This is a genomic window from Mesorhizobium dulcispinae (genome assembly GCF_033977345.1).
In the GTDB taxonomy this organism is placed as follows: domain Bacteria; phylum Pseudomonadota; class Alphaproteobacteria; order Rhizobiales; family Rhizobiaceae; genus Mesorhizobium; species Mesorhizobium dulcispinae.
In genome coordinates, this window is record NZ_JAVIIY010000018.1 from 33,448 (window position 1) to 47,053 (window position 13,606).

Genomic DNA, 13,606 nt, shown 5'->3' on the forward strand with positions numbered 1-13,606 from the left:
ATGTCGCTCCACCTCAATCACAATGCGGCCAGCTACTTGAGGCCGGTTATCTGTTCGACCGCAGCCTGGGATTTCTTCAGCGCCTCCGCCGGCGTTTCCGTGCCAGCTACGGCTTTGGACAGCTCGATCCCGAACGCGTTTTCGATCTCAGGCCATTTTGGGTGACGCGGGCGCGGTGTCGAAGCTTCGATCGCTTGCATGAGCACTGGATAGTGCCGGAATTTTTCCTGTTTGGTCAGGCTGGCATCGGTGAAGATCGACTTGCGCACCGGTGGGTTGCCGCGCTGGGCCGAGATTTTCATCTGTTCCGATGAGGTCGCCCACAACATAAAGTCGAAGGCCTCCTGCTTGTTCTTCGACGCGGCCATGATGCCCATCGTCCAGTGGCCGATTTCCGAGCTGCCCGGTTTCGTGCCGGCCGGGATCGGGAGGTAGGAGATCTTGCCGACCACCTTCGACTGACTGGGGTCTTCAAAAGTCGCGACCCAGTTTGGCCAGTTGATCGACGAGGCTGCGGCACCAGCCGCCAATGCCTGACCAACCTCGTTGGCGTTGTAGCTTTCGACACCCTTCGGCGAGACGTCGCGCAGCGCCATGAAGGTCTTCATCGCAGCAGCACCTTCAGGTGTGTCGATAGTCACCTTTGTCCGGTCAGTGTTGAACATGTCGGCGCCATAGGACCAGAAGATCGGCATGAAGTCGGCGACGACGGGGTTGCCCTGGCCGCCCCGGAAGACGTAGCCGAAATAGCGGCCGCCGCCTTTTTCGGAGAGCGCCTTGGCCGCTTTCAGCACGTCGTCCCACGTCTTCGGTGCTTCAACGCCTGCTTCCTTGAACTTGGCGGCGTCATAGAAGAACATCTGCGCGTTTCCCACATAGGGCAGGCACACGTAGGGGCCCTTGTTGTAGGGATTGCGGCAGACAGCGAGAGACTTCGACAGGAAGTCGTTGTCAGGGCCTTCAAGCCCGGCCTTTTTGAAATAGGGCGTAAGGTCCTCGAGATGCCCGTTCTCTGCGAAGAACGGAATCCACGGGTCATCCATCAGAACGATGTCGAAGGCGCCCGATTTGGTCTGGCCGGCGTTGGCAGCCTGTTCAAATTCGTTGCTATAGGGAGCCTGAACGATCTCGACCTTGGTACCCTTCAGCTTCGCATAGTCGGCGGCAGCGGCTCTCAGGCCGTCGCCCTCGCTTCCCGAGGGAACGAGCACGGTTATATCGGCCAACGCATGCGTCGCCATCAGCGACGACAGCGCGAAGACCACGGAGAAAAGAAATCTTCTGACCATCGTATTCCTCCCTTTTTCGCTCCGGTCTGTCGGGCGGCCGGTGCCAGAGCCGCTCGCACGCGTTTGACCGCTTACGAAACGCGCGAGCGCTCCGTCGCAGTTGGCAACGTTTGCAGGGAGTGTGCGAACAGCGCAGGGGGCCACTTGGACCGCCAAAGCATCAATACCGCGGGCAACTGGTGGGTCGTCACAACCCACATCTCCCGCGGGTGCACCGAGGTGCGCTCCCGCTATTTTAACAGCTTGGATGCTTCAATTGAAGGGGAGGCGGGGTACCCATTCCTAGTGAAATGATCGCCTTTCATCTCGCCCGGTATTTGATGCATAGTGCTTGGCGAGAAACCTTGCGAATTCGCCGAGCGCCGACTTGATCAGGACCCAGTTAGGAGACGTCGGCGATGCAGGCGACAGTCTCCGAAGCCGGCTTTTGCATAAGATGCCGGCGTCGAGGTTGGGCTTGCGCTCGGCGAGCGACTGGAAGACGCACGCCAAGGTGAACGCTCCGGCTTCGGCGATACACCAGGCGATGATTGCGCCAAACGGCCCGGTCGCATTCGCGAAGATGTGCGGAAGCGAAAATATGCCGGCCCCGATTATCGATCAGACGACCATGGAAGTTAGAGCGGCCAATCCAGCCAAGGTGACGCTCTGCGGCGCCACAGGTTCCAAATAGAGACGTGATGCTAAGCTGCGAGATTCCCAGCTAATTCCAAACTGCGATGAAATTCGCTCAAGTGCATCATTCGTGCCGAAGAGATAAGCAAATTCAGCCATTTGCGAAGGCCATGGCGTAGAAGCTTCGGCGAAAGGGAGTGTCGGGAGAAGGGGGGATGGTGCCCAGAGGCGGATTCGAACCACCGACACGCGGATTTTCAGTCCGCTGCTCTACCAACTGAGCTATCTGGGCCTGTGCCGGCTAACGGGATCGTCCGCCGGGTTTCGCGAGAGCGCCGAACGGCGCCCCTTGAAAGCGCGTGGGTTATAGCACGGGAATTCGGCCTGTCCAGCGCTTAGGTGTCGATTTCGTCGGGAAAGAAAAATCGCCGGAAAACAACGGCTCGCCCGTCTGCCCGCTTCGCCCGACCTGCCTACTTCGCTTGCCTGTTCACTCTTCGTCTTTGGGCGCGGGGCCCTGCGTCGAGCCTTCGTCTTCTTCCTCCTCATCGTCGCGGCCGGGGATGACATAGGCGCCCTTCAGCCAACGATTGAGGTCGATGTCCTTGCAGCGCGCCGAGCAGAACGGATAGTGCTCGCGCGCCGAAGGCTTGCCGCATTCCGGGCAGGGGCGCTTTGGCCTGAGCGGTGTTACTTTTTCGTCCGGGCTCATGGCCGCGAAGCGTGCCAGTTCTGGTGCGCTCTAAAACCTTCGCCGGAAAGCAGCGCGACGCTTTCGTAAAGCGGCAGGCCGACCACATTGGTGTAGGAGCCGACCAGCTTGACGACGAAGGAGCCGGCCAGCCCCTGCACGGCATAGCCGCCGGCCTTGCCGCGCCATTCGCCGGAGGCGACATAGGCGTCGATCTCCTCGCGCGGCAGCCGCTTGAAGCGAACTCTCGTCTCCACCAGCCGCTGCCTGAGCTTGCCGCCCGGCGTGATCAGGCAGATGCCGGAATAGACGCGATGCGAGCGGCCGGAAAGCAGGCCGAGGCAGTTCACGGCGTCGTCGATCGTCTCGGCCTTGGGCAGGATGCGGCGGCCGACCGCCACCACCGTGTCGGCGGCGAGGATGAAGGCCGGCGCATGGTCGTCTTCGCTTTTCAGCGAAGCCAGCGCCTTCTCGGCCTTTTCCTTCGAAAGGCGCTTGGCCAGTGAGCGCGGATGCTCGGCGCGCAACGGCGTCTCGTCGACTTCGGCGGGCAGCACGCGGTCCGGCTCGATGCCGGCCTGCTGCAACAGCTCGATACGGCGCGGCGAACCCGAGGCAAGCACGAGCTTCTGCAAGTTGCTCATCGCGGTTCGCGCCGGGTCGTTACTTGAAGCGGTAGGTTATGCGGCCCTTGGTCAGGTCGTAAGGCGTCATCTCGACCAGGACCTTGTCGCCGGTCAGCACGCGAATGCGGTTCTTGCGCATGCGGCCGGCCGTGTGGGCGATGATCTCGTGTTCATTTTCGAGCTTCACGCGGAACATCGCATTGGGCAGCAGTTCGGTGACCACACCTGGAAACTCGAGGACTTCTTCCTTCGGCATTCGATACCTTTGCTTGGGTGGAGGTTCCGGCGCCTAGAGCATGATGCCGAAAAGTGTCAAGCGGTTTTCAGACGACATCATGCTCTACTTCTTTGATCTGGCGTCGGATGATTTCCGGCCGAATTGACCGGAAATCATTCGACTCCGGCCGGAATTCGCGGCGGAACCTATATGATAATCGCCCGCTTGTGAACATGCTTAATCCGTGGCGTCTTTTGCTTCCGGAAGCAAAAAACGTCGGCTTATGCGCGCTTTCAGGCGCTCGCGCACGTCGCGATAGGCGGCCATGATGTGCTCGCGCGTGCCGCCGGTGTCGGTCGGATCGGGCATCGGCCAGTACTCGACCTCGACGGCGAGCGAGCGGGTGAGCTCGAGCGCGGCGTGGTGCGCTTCCGGCGCCAGCGTCACGATCAGGTCGAAATAATCGTCTTCCAGCTCCTCCAGCGTCCGCGGCTGCCGCTCGCCGAGCGTGAGACCTTCCTCGGCAAGCACGGCGTCGACGAAGGGGTCGCGCTCGCCGCTGCGAACGCCGGCCGAGGCGACAAAAGTGGTGGCCGGCAGCAGCCGTCGCGCCACCTGCTCGGCAATAGGCGAGCGCACGGCGTTCATGCCACAAACAAACAGGATCGAATGCGGTAACGCCGCCAGGATCAGCCCCGCCAGTGCAGCACGCAGACCAGCGTGAACAGCCGGCGCGCCGTGTCGAAATCGATCTTGATCTTGCCGTCGAGCCTGTCCATCAGCGTTTGCGAGCCTTCGTTGTGCAGGCCGCGCCGGCCCATGTCGATCGCCTCGATATGGCTGGGCGTCGAGGAGCGGATGGCCTCGTAATAGCTTTCGCAGATCAGGTAATAGTCCTTGACGATGCGCCTCAGCGGCGTCAGCGACAGGATGTGGGTGACCACGTCGGCACCGTCCTCGCGGCTGACGGCGAACACTAGGCGCTGCTCGGCCAGCGACAGCTTCAGCCTGTAGGGGCCGGCGCCATCGTCATTGACCGGCCGAAAACTGTTTTCCTCGATCAGGTCGAAGATCGCCACCGCCCGCTCGTGCTCGACATCGGGCGTCGAACGTCCGATCGATTCGTCGAGCTCGACGTCGATCAGTCTGTCGCGGTTTTGGTGGTGGCCGGACATCGCTACATGTTCAGCCTGATCGCCACGGAACGTGCGTGCGCGTCGAGCCCTTCCGCCTCGGCGAGCGCGATTGCCGCCGGGGCCAACGCCTTGAGCTGGTCCGGGCCGAGCTTCAGGATCGACGTGCGCTTGACGAAATCGAGCACGGACAGGCCCGAGGAGAAGCGCGCCGAGCGCGCCGTCGGCAGCACATGGTTGGAGCCGCCGACATAGTCGCCGATGACTTCGGGCGTATGCCGGCCGAGGAAGACGGCGCCGGCATTGCGCATCCTGGCGAAGAAGCTCTCGGCGTCGTCGAAGGCAAGCTCGACATGCTCGGCCGCGATCCGGTCGACCAGCGGCAGCGAGGTTTCGATCGCCGGCACCAGGATCACGGCGCCGAAGTCGCGCCAGCTCGCGGCGGCCGTCTCGGCGCGCGGCAGGGTCTTCAACTGGCGCTCGACAGCATGCTCCACCGCCTTGCCGAACTCGGGGCTGTCGGTGATGAGGATCGACTGCGCCGACGCGTCGTGCTCGGCTTGCGCCAGCAGATCGGCGGCGATCCAGTCCGGGTCGTTGTCGGCGTCGGCCACGATCAACACTTCCGACGGCCCGGCGATCATGTCGATGCCGACGGTGCCGAATACCTGGCGCTTGGCGGCCGCGACATAGGCGTTGCCCGGCCCAACGATCTTGGCGACCGGCCTGATCGTCTCTGTACCGTAGGCGAGCGCGGCGACGGCTTGCGCCCCGCCGACACGGTAGATTTCCGAAACGCCGGCAAGGTCAGCCGCCACCAGCACCAGCGGATTGATGACGCCGCCCGAGGCCGGCACCACGATCACGATGCGCTCGACGCCGGCGACCTTGGCCGGGACGGCATTCATCAGCACCGAGCTCGGATAGCTGGCGGTGCCGCCGGGCACATAAAGGCCGACCGCCTCGATCGCCGTCCAGCGCGAGCCGAGCTCGACGCCGGCGGCATCCGTGTAGCGGTCGTCCTTCGGCTTCTGCCGCTCATGATGCGAGCGGATGCGGTCGCGCGCGAATTCGAGCGCCTCGACCGTAGCGGGATCGGCCGCCGCATAGGCCTTTTCGATATCGTCCCTGGAGACAGCGATGCCGAGCTTGTTCAGATCGGCCTTGTCGAATTTGAGCGTATAGTCGATGAGCGCCTTGTCGCCCTCGGCGCGTACCCGCGCGACGATGTCGCGCACCACCGCCTCGACATCGGCGGACACCTCCCGCTTGGTGGTGAGGAATGCCGAAAAGCGTTGCTCGAAATCGGCGTCGGTTTGGCTAAGCGTGATGGCCATTGTCTGCGCTCAGGTCCTGTGAACAGGGCGTGAGGTGGCTTCCCAGGAGCCGCCGATATCGGCGAGCCGCGCCTCGATGCACTCGACGTCCAGCATGATCGTGCCGCCTCCGGAAAACACCAGCTCGATGATGCCGGCCGGCTTGCTGATCGCAACGAAGCTGATCGCCAGCAGCGAAAGCACCTCGGCCGGCTTGTCGCGTTGAATGCCGCTGGTCTTGGCGCCGAGCACGCGGTCGAAATGGAGCACGCTCTGGCGCCGCTCATTGTGCTGGCGCAAGAAGCCGGATTTGGCCTCCCAGACGAAGCGGTTCATGGTCAGCACGAAGCGTTTGGCGGCCGGTAGGTATTCGAGATCGGAGACCTTCATCACGGCGTCCTGGACATGGGCCGAGACGATGCTCAGGTCCTGGTCGTCGAGCGCGATGAGCTTGAGAGCGGCCATACGGTATGCGCACCTGGAAGTTGACGGTTCAAGCTTCTGTTAGAACATGATACCGAAAAGTGGAAACCGGTTTTTGCATCCGCTGACCCGCGGTTCGGCAGAAGATCGCGTGTCGAACTCGACAAAGTCGAGATCAACCACGCTCTAGTGGGTCTTTCCCGTCGGTGCAACTCGCCCGAAACGGATGCGGCGAAGCGTCAGCCTGAAATCCGCTCGATCACCGCGCCGCAGCCGGAGAGCTTCTCTTCCAGCCGCTCGAAGCCGCGATCGAGGTGATAGACCCGGTTGACCACGGTCTCGCCCTCGGCCGCAAGGCCGGCGATGACCAGCGAAACCGAGGCGCGCAGGTCGGTCGCCATGACGGGCGCGCCCTTCAGCCTGGCGACGCCGTCGACGATCGCCGTCTGGCCGGAAAGCGTGATGTGGGCGCCGAGGCGGGCAAGCTCCTGCACATGCATGAAGCGGTTCTCGAAGATCGTCTCTGTGATGCGCGACTTGCCCTTGGCCATCGTCATCAGGCCCATGAACTGCGCCTGCAGGTCGGTCGGAAAGGCGGGGAAGGGCGCGGTCGTCACGTCGACCGGCGCGATGCCGGCGCCGTTGCGCTTGACGCGGATGCCCTCGTTGGTAGGCGTGATCTCGGCGCCCGTCTCGACAAGAACGTCGAGCGCGGTCTGCAACAGGTCAGGCCGCGCGCCCTCCAGCACCACGTCGCCGCCGGTCATCGCCACCGCCATGGCGTAGGTGCCGGTCTCGATGCGGTCGGGGATGACGCGGACCCGCGCCCCGGACAGCGCCTCGACGCCCTCGATGGTGATGGTGGAGGTGCCGGCGCCGTGGATCTTGGCGCCCATGGCGATCAGGCATTCGGCGAGGTTGACGATCTCCGGCTCGCGGGCGGCGTTTTCGAGCACCGTCTCGCCCTTGGCGAGCGAGGCCGCCATCATCAGCACATGGGTGGCGCCGACCGAGACTTTCGGGAACACGTAGCGGTTGCCGTGGAGACGGCCGTTCTTGGTCTTGGCTATGACATAGCCATTGTCGACGTCGAGCTCGGCGTCCAGCGCCTGCAGGCCCTCGAGGAACAGGTCGACCGGACGCGTGCCGATGGCGCAGCCGCCGGGCAGCGAAACCTTGGCCTCGCCCATACGGGCAAGCAGCGGGCCGATCACCCAGAAGGAGGCGCGCATCTTCGACACCAGCTCATAAGGAGCGGTGGTGTCGACGATGTTGCGGGCCGAGAAATTGATGGTGCGCGAATAGCCTTTCTGCTGCTTCTCGCGGCGGCCGTTGACCGAATAGTCGACGCCGTGGTTGCCGAGGATGCGGATCAATTGCTCGACATCGGCCAGATGCGGCACGTTTTCGAGCGTCAGTGTGTCGTCGGTGAGCAGCGAGGCGATCATCAGCGGCAGCGCCGCGTTCTTGGCGCCCGAGATCGGAATGCTTCCGGCAAGCTTATTGCCGCCGACAATTCTGATGCGATCCATGAGAGAACGTCCCCTCGGCCCGGACGGGCCGGTTTCAATCGGTTGAGTATGTCCGGCTCTAGACTATTGGCCGGTGCGGTTCAAGAAATAGGATTTCCCCATCTGTGGACCAAGTGTGGTCGGCCAGTGTGGCTGATTTGGGTTACTTTTTTCGCATTTTTCCAGCAGACGGCAGGCCTTCCGGCCGCTGATCCGGATCGCCGGCGCGCCGGGAACGCGCCTGCGCCTTGCGTTTCTGCAGGTTCGCACGCAACGCTTCGGCGAGCCGGTCCTTGCGTTCGCCGTCGCTCTTCTTGGGTGGATTTGCCTTGTCGTTCATCGTCCCGTCCCCGCCGGCAGCTAGCCGGCTGTGGTTCAGGCATAGTTAACATTGTGGCGCCGCCATGTCATGGAAGCCCGCTCGCAAGCGGCTTCCACAGCCGCGGTATTCGATACATGTCGCCCAGAACGGCGCGGCGGTTTTGGGGGAACGACATGCGTCGTTTTAAGGTTTTCTTGGCCTTGCGCTTGCCGGTTCGTTATGGCAGAAGCGCCGCCATCGCAGGCTGCGGTAGCTCAGTGGTAGAGCACTCCCTTGGTAAGGGAGAGGTCGAGAGTTCAATCCTCTCTCGCAGCACCAGCCTATCCCATTGAAATCTTAAGCAGGCCCGCGGCGTTCTGCCCCGCTGGGTTGGTTCTTTCACACCGACCTCAAGACATGAGTGTCATCGAAGTCCGCCAGCTTCGGATAGGCGATCGTCGGAGCGTGCGCGATGCTAAGGACGCGTTCGCGGTAACGATCGAGGCAGGTCCGGCGCTCACCGTCGCTGATGCGCGCTGGTGCGTGCACGAAGGAAAGGCTCGATCACCGTGAAGCCGACAAAGTAGAGCATCCCGTGGTTGATAGGGAACAGGATTTCAGCGATCGGGCCGTTCAGTCCCCGGTCGGAATAGATCGGCGGCGGTCCGCCGATTGTGACGGAACACATCGCGCGCTTTCCTGAAAAGACGCCGCGATCATACCATTTGCCGCCGCCATAGACGCGGCCGCCCGACGCGAACACGCGGTCAACCCAGCCCTTGAGGATCGCCGGCAGCCCGAACCACCAGAGCGGAAACTGCAGGATCAGGGCGTCGCACCAGAAAAGCTTGTCCATCTCCGCCTGGATGTCCGGCGCAAATCCGTCGTGGGCGGCCGCATTCGCCTCCTCAGCCTGCTGGCGGTAGTAGTTCGGGTCGCGCACGGTCGTGAAGTTGCGGCGATCTGACACCGGATTGAAGCCCATGGCGTAGAGATCGGAGACAACGACCTCGTGTCCCGCCGCGGACAACGCCCCCTGCGCCGCGCGGGTCAGAGCGCCATTGAAGCTGTTGGGCTCGGGGTGGGCGTGAACGATGAAGATGCGCACCGTGCTTTTCCCACCCGGCCGGAACGTTCATTTTCCAGATGCCGAAAGGGTTCGCTCGGCGACATAGTCGAGCGAGAAGACGCCGGCGCCGCGTGTCAGCACGAGAAGCAGCAGCGATGCCCACAGCAGATGCTCCGCCCAGTTCTCCGGATAGACGAAGATCTGGATGACGGAGACGACACCGAGAAGCATCAGCGCACCGAGACGCGAGAAGGCCCCAAAGAAAAGCAGCACCGAGCCGGTAATTTCGGCGGTTGTCGCCAACGGCGCTGCGATCGACGGATCGATGAACGGCAGATTGTATTCGTTGGCGAACAGCTGCAGCGTCACCGGCCAGGACGCCAGCTTGCTCTGTGCCGATTGCCAGAAGACATGGGCCACCGCCACACGAGCAGCGAGCTGAACCAGCGAGAATGGGATGTGTTCGGGCAGCTTGATGATACGCTTGTAGAGGCCGACAAAGCCGGCCGGGCTGGACGAGGATTGTTCCGATATTGCGGTCATGACCGTCTCCGTCAGTTTGAGGGGGAATTCGAGGCGACCCGCACGTCGGTGACGAGCCTGTCGCGGAACAGACGCACAAGGGCTGAAACCAGGTCGAAAGCCGGGTCGAGCGCCAAGGCACGGGCAGTGGCATGCTCGAGGCCGAAACCGTGCTTCAGCGAATGCCAGAAGGCGAAGCTCGCGCGGTCGAGCAGAAAAAGCCGCACGTAATTCCCCGATCGCCACAACGCCACGCATTCGGGGCGCCTTATCCAGGTGACGTTTTCGTCGACCGCCGTCTCCTGTTGATGCGCCATCCATACCGACAGGATCGACCAGCGCGAGACGATCAGGCGCAGTGAGGGCTGGAGCAGGATATCCGGCGAGAGCCCGAGGTCGGTGTTGTCGTATTCTGCGAGGCTGCGGGCTGGCAGCGAAGCCGTATCGAGCGCCTCGGAGATGGCCCATTCGAGCCGCGCCGTTTCGGCGACGATCGGCATGTCGGACAGCGTGTCGATCGTCTTGAGGAAGCGCGGGAAGCCGGCGCCATAGCGCGCAAGGCGCGATTCAACCGGCGGATGGCGTCGAATGAACTCGCTCGCCAGGTAACGGAAGAACCGTTCGTCCACCAAGCGAACCGTGACCGGAAAGACCGCCATCAGCACTGCGGTTAGCGAACTGCGTGTATTGTTCTGGTAGATGCGCAGGCGGGCCAGTGGATCGGCCTTGCCGGCGGTCAGCATTCTCGGGGAGACCATTGGTTCGATGGCAAGCACCGAGCGCGCCATGGTGGTCTGCAGGTGTTCAAGCGGCAACATGGTATTCCTCCTCGATCGAGTGCAGCGTTGCGGAGATGGACGGTCTCGCCGCCCTGGCAGCCGCAAACGCCGCAAGCACCGGCATGCTGGTCGTCGTTTGGCCTTCGACAGAAAGGCAGATGGGCGTCGGCCGGGGTTCGGTCGTTTGTTTGCGTCTCGCAGCCTGCTTGCGGCTGAACATGATCGAGGCGGTGAGCATGTCGGCCCACATGGCTTCGCCAAGCAGCACGTCGAGAACCGGAACGTCGGTGTCCCATTCGATCAGCGTGGGTCGCGGCCCGAGGCGCGTTATGGCGTGCTCATAGAGAGCCCAAACGACCGGCGGGACCCGCGAGCCATGGTCGTCGATGAGCACGGTGTCGGTCCCGACCTGATTGGTGGCATGACCGGCAAGATGGATCTCCCCGATCGCCGCCGCCGGCAGCGCATCGATGAAGGCCTTTGCATCGTATTGCAAATTGTGCGCCGAGACCTGGACGTTGTTGACGTCCAGCAGCAGACCGCAGCCGGTCTGCACCACGAGCTCGGCCAGGAACTCAGCCTCGCTCATCGAGGAGTCTGCAAAGGCGACATAGGCAGACAGGTTTTCGATCAGCACCTGCCGCTTCAACGTTTCCTGGACGGTTTCGACGTTGCGCGCCACGATCGCCAGCGCCTCTTCGTCATAGCGCAGCGGCAGCAGATCGTTGAGATAGGCGCCGTCGGCGACACTCCAGGCGAGATGCTCCGAGACCAGATCGGGCTGGAAGCGCTCGCAGACCTTGCGCAGCCGTTCCAGATGATCGCGATCCAGGCCTCGCGCGCTGCCCAGCGACAAGCCGACGCCATGCACGGAGAGTGGGTAGATCTGGCGCAGTCTTTCCAACGCCTCGACGCCGGCGCCGTCCCCCATGTAGTTCTCGGCATGAACCTCCAGCCAGCCTGCGGAGGGCCGCCTCGTCAGCATCTCTGCGATGTGAGGCGAGCGAAGACCAATGCCCGCCGATCCGGGGATTGCGAGGGACTGAAACGCACGGGACATCGGTCTGCTCCTTTCAAGGGTTGGCTCGAAGTCTGGATGGCTCAGGCTTTCGGCTTGTCGCTGCCGCCGGTGATCTTGGCGCAGCTGCCTGCGGGCACGTAGAGCCAGGAATCCGGCTGGTTGTCGGCGGTCGCGGTGCCGGCGCAGGAATGCGTCGCGGTCTGGCAGTCGTTCTGGCCGGCCTTGACCACGCCGTAGCACTTCTCGAAGGCGAAGCTGGGCTTGGCGGCGGGACCGCTATAGGCCGCTGTCGCGGCAAGCGAAGTGGCGGCCGCGAGGGCCGATCCGATGAGGGTCTTGGTGTTGATCACAGGCGTGTCTCCTGGTTGGCGTTTCGAGTGAAAGACCGGCCTTGAGGCCCGTCTGCAAATCAGTCTCTCCGATCGTGGCGCCGAGCTGAAATGCTGTCTCGGCATGGAATTGATACGCTGCCACTATGTTCTGGAGCTCGGCGCGAAAAAGCCCTCCGGCGGGGCACCGGAGGGCTTGGCACCTGCATTCGGGAGTATGCGAAGCAGGCGCGGCTAGGCGGGGAGCGAGGCGCCTAGATGTATCGTCTTTCGCAGGCTGCGCCCGGGCTTTCATCAGCGCGCAGAGGACCAGCGGCGAGCCAGTCTGCTGCGCGCTGCCGCCCCCTGTCGCGCATGTCGGTCAGTTCGCCCCAGTCGATCCAGGGCCGCAGGAGCAGCGGAGCTCCGGCACGGTATCGACTGTCGAATATGGTGTGAACCGGCGCGCATCTGGTCAAGCAATGACCGGCGCTGGGGCTGCGATCGGGACACGGTGCGGTGAAGACGGAAGGTCTGCCGGTGACAATCAGGCGATGGCGAGCTTCAGTTGCCAGGACAGGCGGAGACTGGAAAACGTCGCCGTCACCCCAATAGACATCGCCGTCGATCTCGACAGGCAGCGAGAGGAAGGGGATCGTAGCCGCCGCGATGATCGCGTTGATCGACAACTGACTGCCGGTGAAACCTTTCACGGCGTCAGTGCGGGCGTTAACGGTCAGGACGCAAAGTTTCACCGGGCAGCCTTCGTCACGGATTTGCTCAAGGTCGATTGACTGTTCCAGGATCGATCGAAGCAGGCTGGCCCTGTCGTCGGCGAAAACCGAGGCGTGGCTGACGCGCCGCCAGAAATTGGCGAGTGCCGTCCGCGCGCCGCGCCTGCCGCCGACGCTTAAACCATAGGCAAAGACTGCTGCCTCCATCGCTGCAAAGCCCGACGCGGTCACGCCGCTGAAGCTGCAGCTCGGCTCGTCCAGCAGGCGATCGAGCACGCCCCAGACAAAAGCGCCATGTGCGTCGTTAGCCAGCACGATGTCGATCGTCCGGTCTTTCACACCAAGATCCGGCACCGACATGATGACTTGGTCTGTTTGCATTGCTGGCTGAGCAAGCATGGTTTGTCTCCATCCCAAGATCGTCGACAAGGCGACTGGAGAGAGACTGCCGCATTTTCCTGTTCAGCCGAAATGCCAAGGTGGCATGAAGTCCATAGGCAGATTGCATTGGCTGCCGGTCTTCGCCCGCCGCACCCTCCATCCCGATCAGGCCAGGCAACGCGATGCGTGTCGAACCGCGGCCTAGAACCGGAGGTGAATGATGAGAAGACAACTCGCCTGTGCGGCTGCGCTTGCAATTGGTCTTGGTGCGAGCCCAGCGTCTGCCGACCCGTTCAGTGACCTCGCCGCATTGCCGACGTTCTATACGGACGCCACGATGAAGACGATGAAACCGATGACTGGGTTCAAGAAGGCCTGGTTCGCTATGCCGAAGCATGACCGGCTCAAGATGACCAAGGCGTGCAACGACCCGGCGGTGAGTAAGCACCACGCCCAATTCTGCGCCAACGTGCTTGCTTTGGGCGGAGCCAATTAGCGGTGCTTGCCGAGCACCTCTCGGAATGCGGAGCCGGCATAAACTTCATTCGCAGACGGCATTGGCGAGTTGAGCGCCGGATAAATCAAAGCCCACCTCGGCAAACAGGAACAATAGAGTTCCAAATGCTGCCAGTCATCAGCGCAGTCGTCAAAAGGGCGATTGCATAACTCC

General features: G+C 62.8%; 17 protein-coding genes, 2 tRNA genes and 1 pseudogene. 2 read left to right on the forward strand and 18 right to left on the reverse strand.

The window, feature by feature from the left end; genetic code table 11:
- Positions 1 to 32 precede the first annotated feature (32 nt).
- From RFN30_RS27465 to RFN30_RS27520, 12 genes and pseudogenes are all read right to left on the reverse strand, one after another.
- Entirely contained in the window at positions 33 to 1,289 is a 1,257-nt protein-coding gene (locus RFN30_RS27465) for an ABC transporter substrate-binding protein (RefSeq protein ID WP_320265252.1), read from the reverse strand.
- Between the two features lie 434 nt (positions 1,290 to 1,723).
- Positions 1,724 to 1,886 (reverse strand): annotated as a pseudogene (locus RFN30_RS27470) (arginine-ornithine antiporter); the annotation flags it as partial.
- 234 nt (positions 1,887 to 2,120) lie between these two features.
- Positions 2,121 to 2,196, reverse strand: a tRNA-Phe gene (locus RFN30_RS27475).
- A gap of 198 nt (positions 2,197 to 2,394) precedes the next feature.
- The gene (yacG, locus tag RFN30_RS27480) at positions 2,395 to 2,616 is read right to left on the reverse strand and encodes a DNA gyrase inhibitor YacG (protein ID WP_320265201.1); all 222 of its coding nucleotides are present in this window, start codon (positions 2,614 to 2,616) and stop codon (positions 2,395 to 2,397) included.
- Positions 2,613 to 3,239: a Maf-like protein gene (locus RFN30_RS27485; RefSeq protein ID WP_320265202.1), complete on the reverse strand. Its 627-nt coding sequence runs from the start codon at positions 3,237 to 3,239 to the stop codon at positions 2,613 to 2,615. Before RFN30_RS27485 ends, yacG begins: the two co-directional genes overlap by 4 nt.
- A gap of 19 nt (positions 3,240 to 3,258) precedes the next feature.
- The gene (gene infA, locus RFN30_RS27490; RefSeq protein WP_006200926.1) at positions 3,259 to 3,477 is read right to left on the reverse strand and encodes a translation initiation factor IF-1; all 219 of its coding nucleotides are present in this window, start codon (positions 3,475 to 3,477) and stop codon (positions 3,259 to 3,261) included.
- Between the two features lie 198 nt (positions 3,478 to 3,675).
- On the reverse strand, positions 3,676 to 4,140 hold the full coding sequence (locus RFN30_RS27495; RefSeq protein WP_320265253.1) for an arsenate-mycothiol transferase ArsC: 465 nt from the start codon (positions 4,138 to 4,140) through the stop codon (positions 3,676 to 3,678).
- Complete coding sequence (locus tag RFN30_RS27500) at positions 4,128 to 4,613, reverse strand: UPF0262 family protein (protein WP_320265203.1); 486 nt, start codon at positions 4,611 to 4,613, stop codon at positions 4,128 to 4,130. The genes RFN30_RS27495 and RFN30_RS27500 overlap by 13 nt, the downstream gene beginning before the upstream one ends.
- A gap of 2 nt (positions 4,614 to 4,615) precedes the next feature.
- Complete coding sequence (gene hisD / locus RFN30_RS27505; protein WP_320265204.1) at positions 4,616 to 5,908, reverse strand: histidinol dehydrogenase; 1,293 nt, start codon at positions 5,906 to 5,908, stop codon at positions 4,616 to 4,618.
- Between the two features lie 9 nt (positions 5,909 to 5,917).
- The gene (locus RFN30_RS27510; protein ID WP_320265205.1) at positions 5,918 to 6,352 is read right to left on the reverse strand and encodes a DUF2948 family protein; all 435 of its coding nucleotides are present in this window, start codon (positions 6,350 to 6,352) and stop codon (positions 5,918 to 5,920) included.
- Between the two features lie 197 nt (positions 6,353 to 6,549).
- A complete protein-coding gene (gene murA / locus RFN30_RS27515) occupies positions 6,550 to 7,842 on the reverse strand; it encodes a UDP-N-acetylglucosamine 1-carboxyvinyltransferase (RefSeq protein ID WP_320265206.1) in 1,293 nt (430 codons plus the stop codon).
- Positions 7,843 to 7,984: 142 nt separating this feature from the next.
- Complete coding sequence (locus RFN30_RS27520; RefSeq protein ID WP_320265207.1) at positions 7,985 to 8,161, reverse strand: hypothetical protein; 177 nt, start codon at positions 8,159 to 8,161, stop codon at positions 7,985 to 7,987.
- Positions 8,162 to 8,386: 225 nt separating this feature from the next.
- Between RFN30_RS27520 and RFN30_RS27525 the strand changes: the two genes are divergently transcribed.
- A tRNA-Thr gene (locus tag RFN30_RS27525) sits at positions 8,387 to 8,461 on the forward strand.
- A gap of 178 nt (positions 8,462 to 8,639) precedes the next feature.
- Here the strand turns inward: RFN30_RS27525 and RFN30_RS27530 are convergent.
- The 6 genes from RFN30_RS27530 to RFN30_RS27555 form a co-directional block, all read right to left on the reverse strand.
- Positions 8,640 to 9,230, reverse strand: a complete 591-nt coding sequence (locus RFN30_RS27530) for an NAD(P)H-dependent oxidoreductase (RefSeq protein ID WP_320265208.1) — start codon at positions 9,228 to 9,230, stop codon at positions 8,640 to 8,642.
- Between the two features lie 27 nt (positions 9,231 to 9,257).
- Positions 9,258 to 9,734 (reverse strand): DoxX family protein, encoded by a 477-nt coding sequence (locus RFN30_RS27535; protein ID WP_320265209.1) that lies wholly within the window; start codon positions 9,732 to 9,734, stop codon positions 9,258 to 9,260.
- A gap of 11 nt (positions 9,735 to 9,745) precedes the next feature.
- Positions 9,746 to 10,531 carry an HvfC/BufC family peptide modification chaperone gene (locus tag RFN30_RS27540; RefSeq protein ID WP_320265210.1) on the reverse strand — a complete coding sequence of 262 codons (786 nt, stop codon included), beginning with the start codon at positions 10,529 to 10,531 and terminating at the stop codon, positions 9,746 to 9,748.
- The gene (gene bufB, locus RFN30_RS27545) at positions 10,518 to 11,552 is read right to left on the reverse strand and encodes an MNIO family bufferin maturase (protein ID WP_320265211.1); all 1,035 of its coding nucleotides are present in this window, start codon (positions 11,550 to 11,552) and stop codon (positions 10,518 to 10,520) included. Before bufB ends, RFN30_RS27540 begins: the two co-directional genes overlap by 14 nt.
- Before the next feature lie 41 nt (positions 11,553 to 11,593).
- On the reverse strand, positions 11,594 to 11,863 hold the full coding sequence (locus tag RFN30_RS27550) for a BufA1 family periplasmic bufferin-type metallophore (protein ID WP_320265212.1): 270 nt from the start codon (positions 11,861 to 11,863) through the stop codon (positions 11,594 to 11,596).
- Positions 11,864 to 12,096: 233 nt separating this feature from the next.
- The gene (locus RFN30_RS27555) at positions 12,097 to 12,954 is read right to left on the reverse strand and encodes a patatin-like phospholipase family protein (protein WP_320265213.1); all 858 of its coding nucleotides are present in this window, start codon (positions 12,952 to 12,954) and stop codon (positions 12,097 to 12,099) included.
- Between the two features lie 202 nt (positions 12,955 to 13,156).
- On the opposite strand from RFN30_RS27555, the gene RFN30_RS27560 reads away from it, so the two are divergent.
- Positions 13,157 to 13,432 carry a hypothetical protein gene (locus RFN30_RS27560; protein ID WP_320265214.1) on the forward strand — a complete coding sequence of 92 codons (276 nt, stop codon included), beginning with the start codon at positions 13,157 to 13,159 and terminating at the stop codon, positions 13,430 to 13,432.
- Positions 13,433 to 13,606 lie beyond the last annotated feature (174 nt).

Bases quoted from the DNA above. Each gene is read 5' to 3' on its own strand.
- RFN30_RS27555 (WP_320265213.1), bottom strand. From the start codon at position 12,954: ATGCTTGCTCAGCCAGCAATGCAAACAGACCAAGTCATCATGTCGGTG.
- RFN30_RS27485 (WP_320265202.1), bottom strand. From the start codon at position 3,239: ATGAGCAACTTGCAGAAGCTCGTGCTTGCCTCGGGTTCGCCGCGCCGT.
- RFN30_RS27540 (WP_320265210.1), bottom strand. From the start codon at position 10,531: ATGTTGCCGCTTGAACACCTGCAGACCACCATGGCGCGCTCGGTGCTT.
- murA (WP_320265206.1), bottom strand. From the start codon at position 7,842: ATGGATCGCATCAGAATTGTCGGCGGCAATAAGCTTGCCGGAAGCATT.
- hisD (WP_320265204.1), bottom strand. From the start codon at position 5,908: ATGGCCATCACGCTTAGCCAAACCGACGCCGATTTCGAGCAACGCTTT.
- RFN30_RS27520 (WP_320265207.1), bottom strand. From the start codon at position 8,161: ATGAACGACAAGGCAAATCCACCCAAGAAGAGCGACGGCGAACGCAAG.
- bufB (WP_320265211.1), bottom strand. From the start codon at position 11,552: ATGTCCCGTGCGTTTCAGTCCCTCGCAATCCCCGGATCGGCGGGCATT.
- infA (WP_006200926.1), bottom strand. From the start codon at position 3,477: ATGCCGAAGGAAGAAGTCCTCGAGTTTCCAGGTGTGGTCACCGAACTG.
- RFN30_RS27535 (WP_320265209.1), bottom strand. From the start codon at position 9,734: ATGACCGCAATATCGGAACAATCCTCGTCCAGCCCGGCCGGCTTTGTC.
- RFN30_RS27500 (WP_320265203.1), bottom strand. From the start codon at position 4,613: ATGTCCGGCCACCACCAAAACCGCGACAGACTGATCGACGTCGAGCTC.
- yacG (WP_320265201.1), bottom strand. From the start codon at position 2,616: ATGAGCCCGGACGAAAAAGTAACACCGCTCAGGCCAAAGCGCCCCTGC.
- RFN30_RS27465 (WP_320265252.1), bottom strand. From the start codon at position 1,289: ATGGTCAGAAGATTTCTTTTCTCCGTGGTCTTCGCGCTGTCGTCGCTG.
- RFN30_RS27510 (WP_320265205.1), bottom strand. From the start codon at position 6,352: ATGGCCGCTCTCAAGCTCATCGCGCTCGACGACCAGGACCTGAGCATC.
- RFN30_RS27560 (WP_320265214.1), top strand. From the start codon at position 13,157: ATGAGAAGACAACTCGCCTGTGCGGCTGCGCTTGCAATTGGTCTTGGT.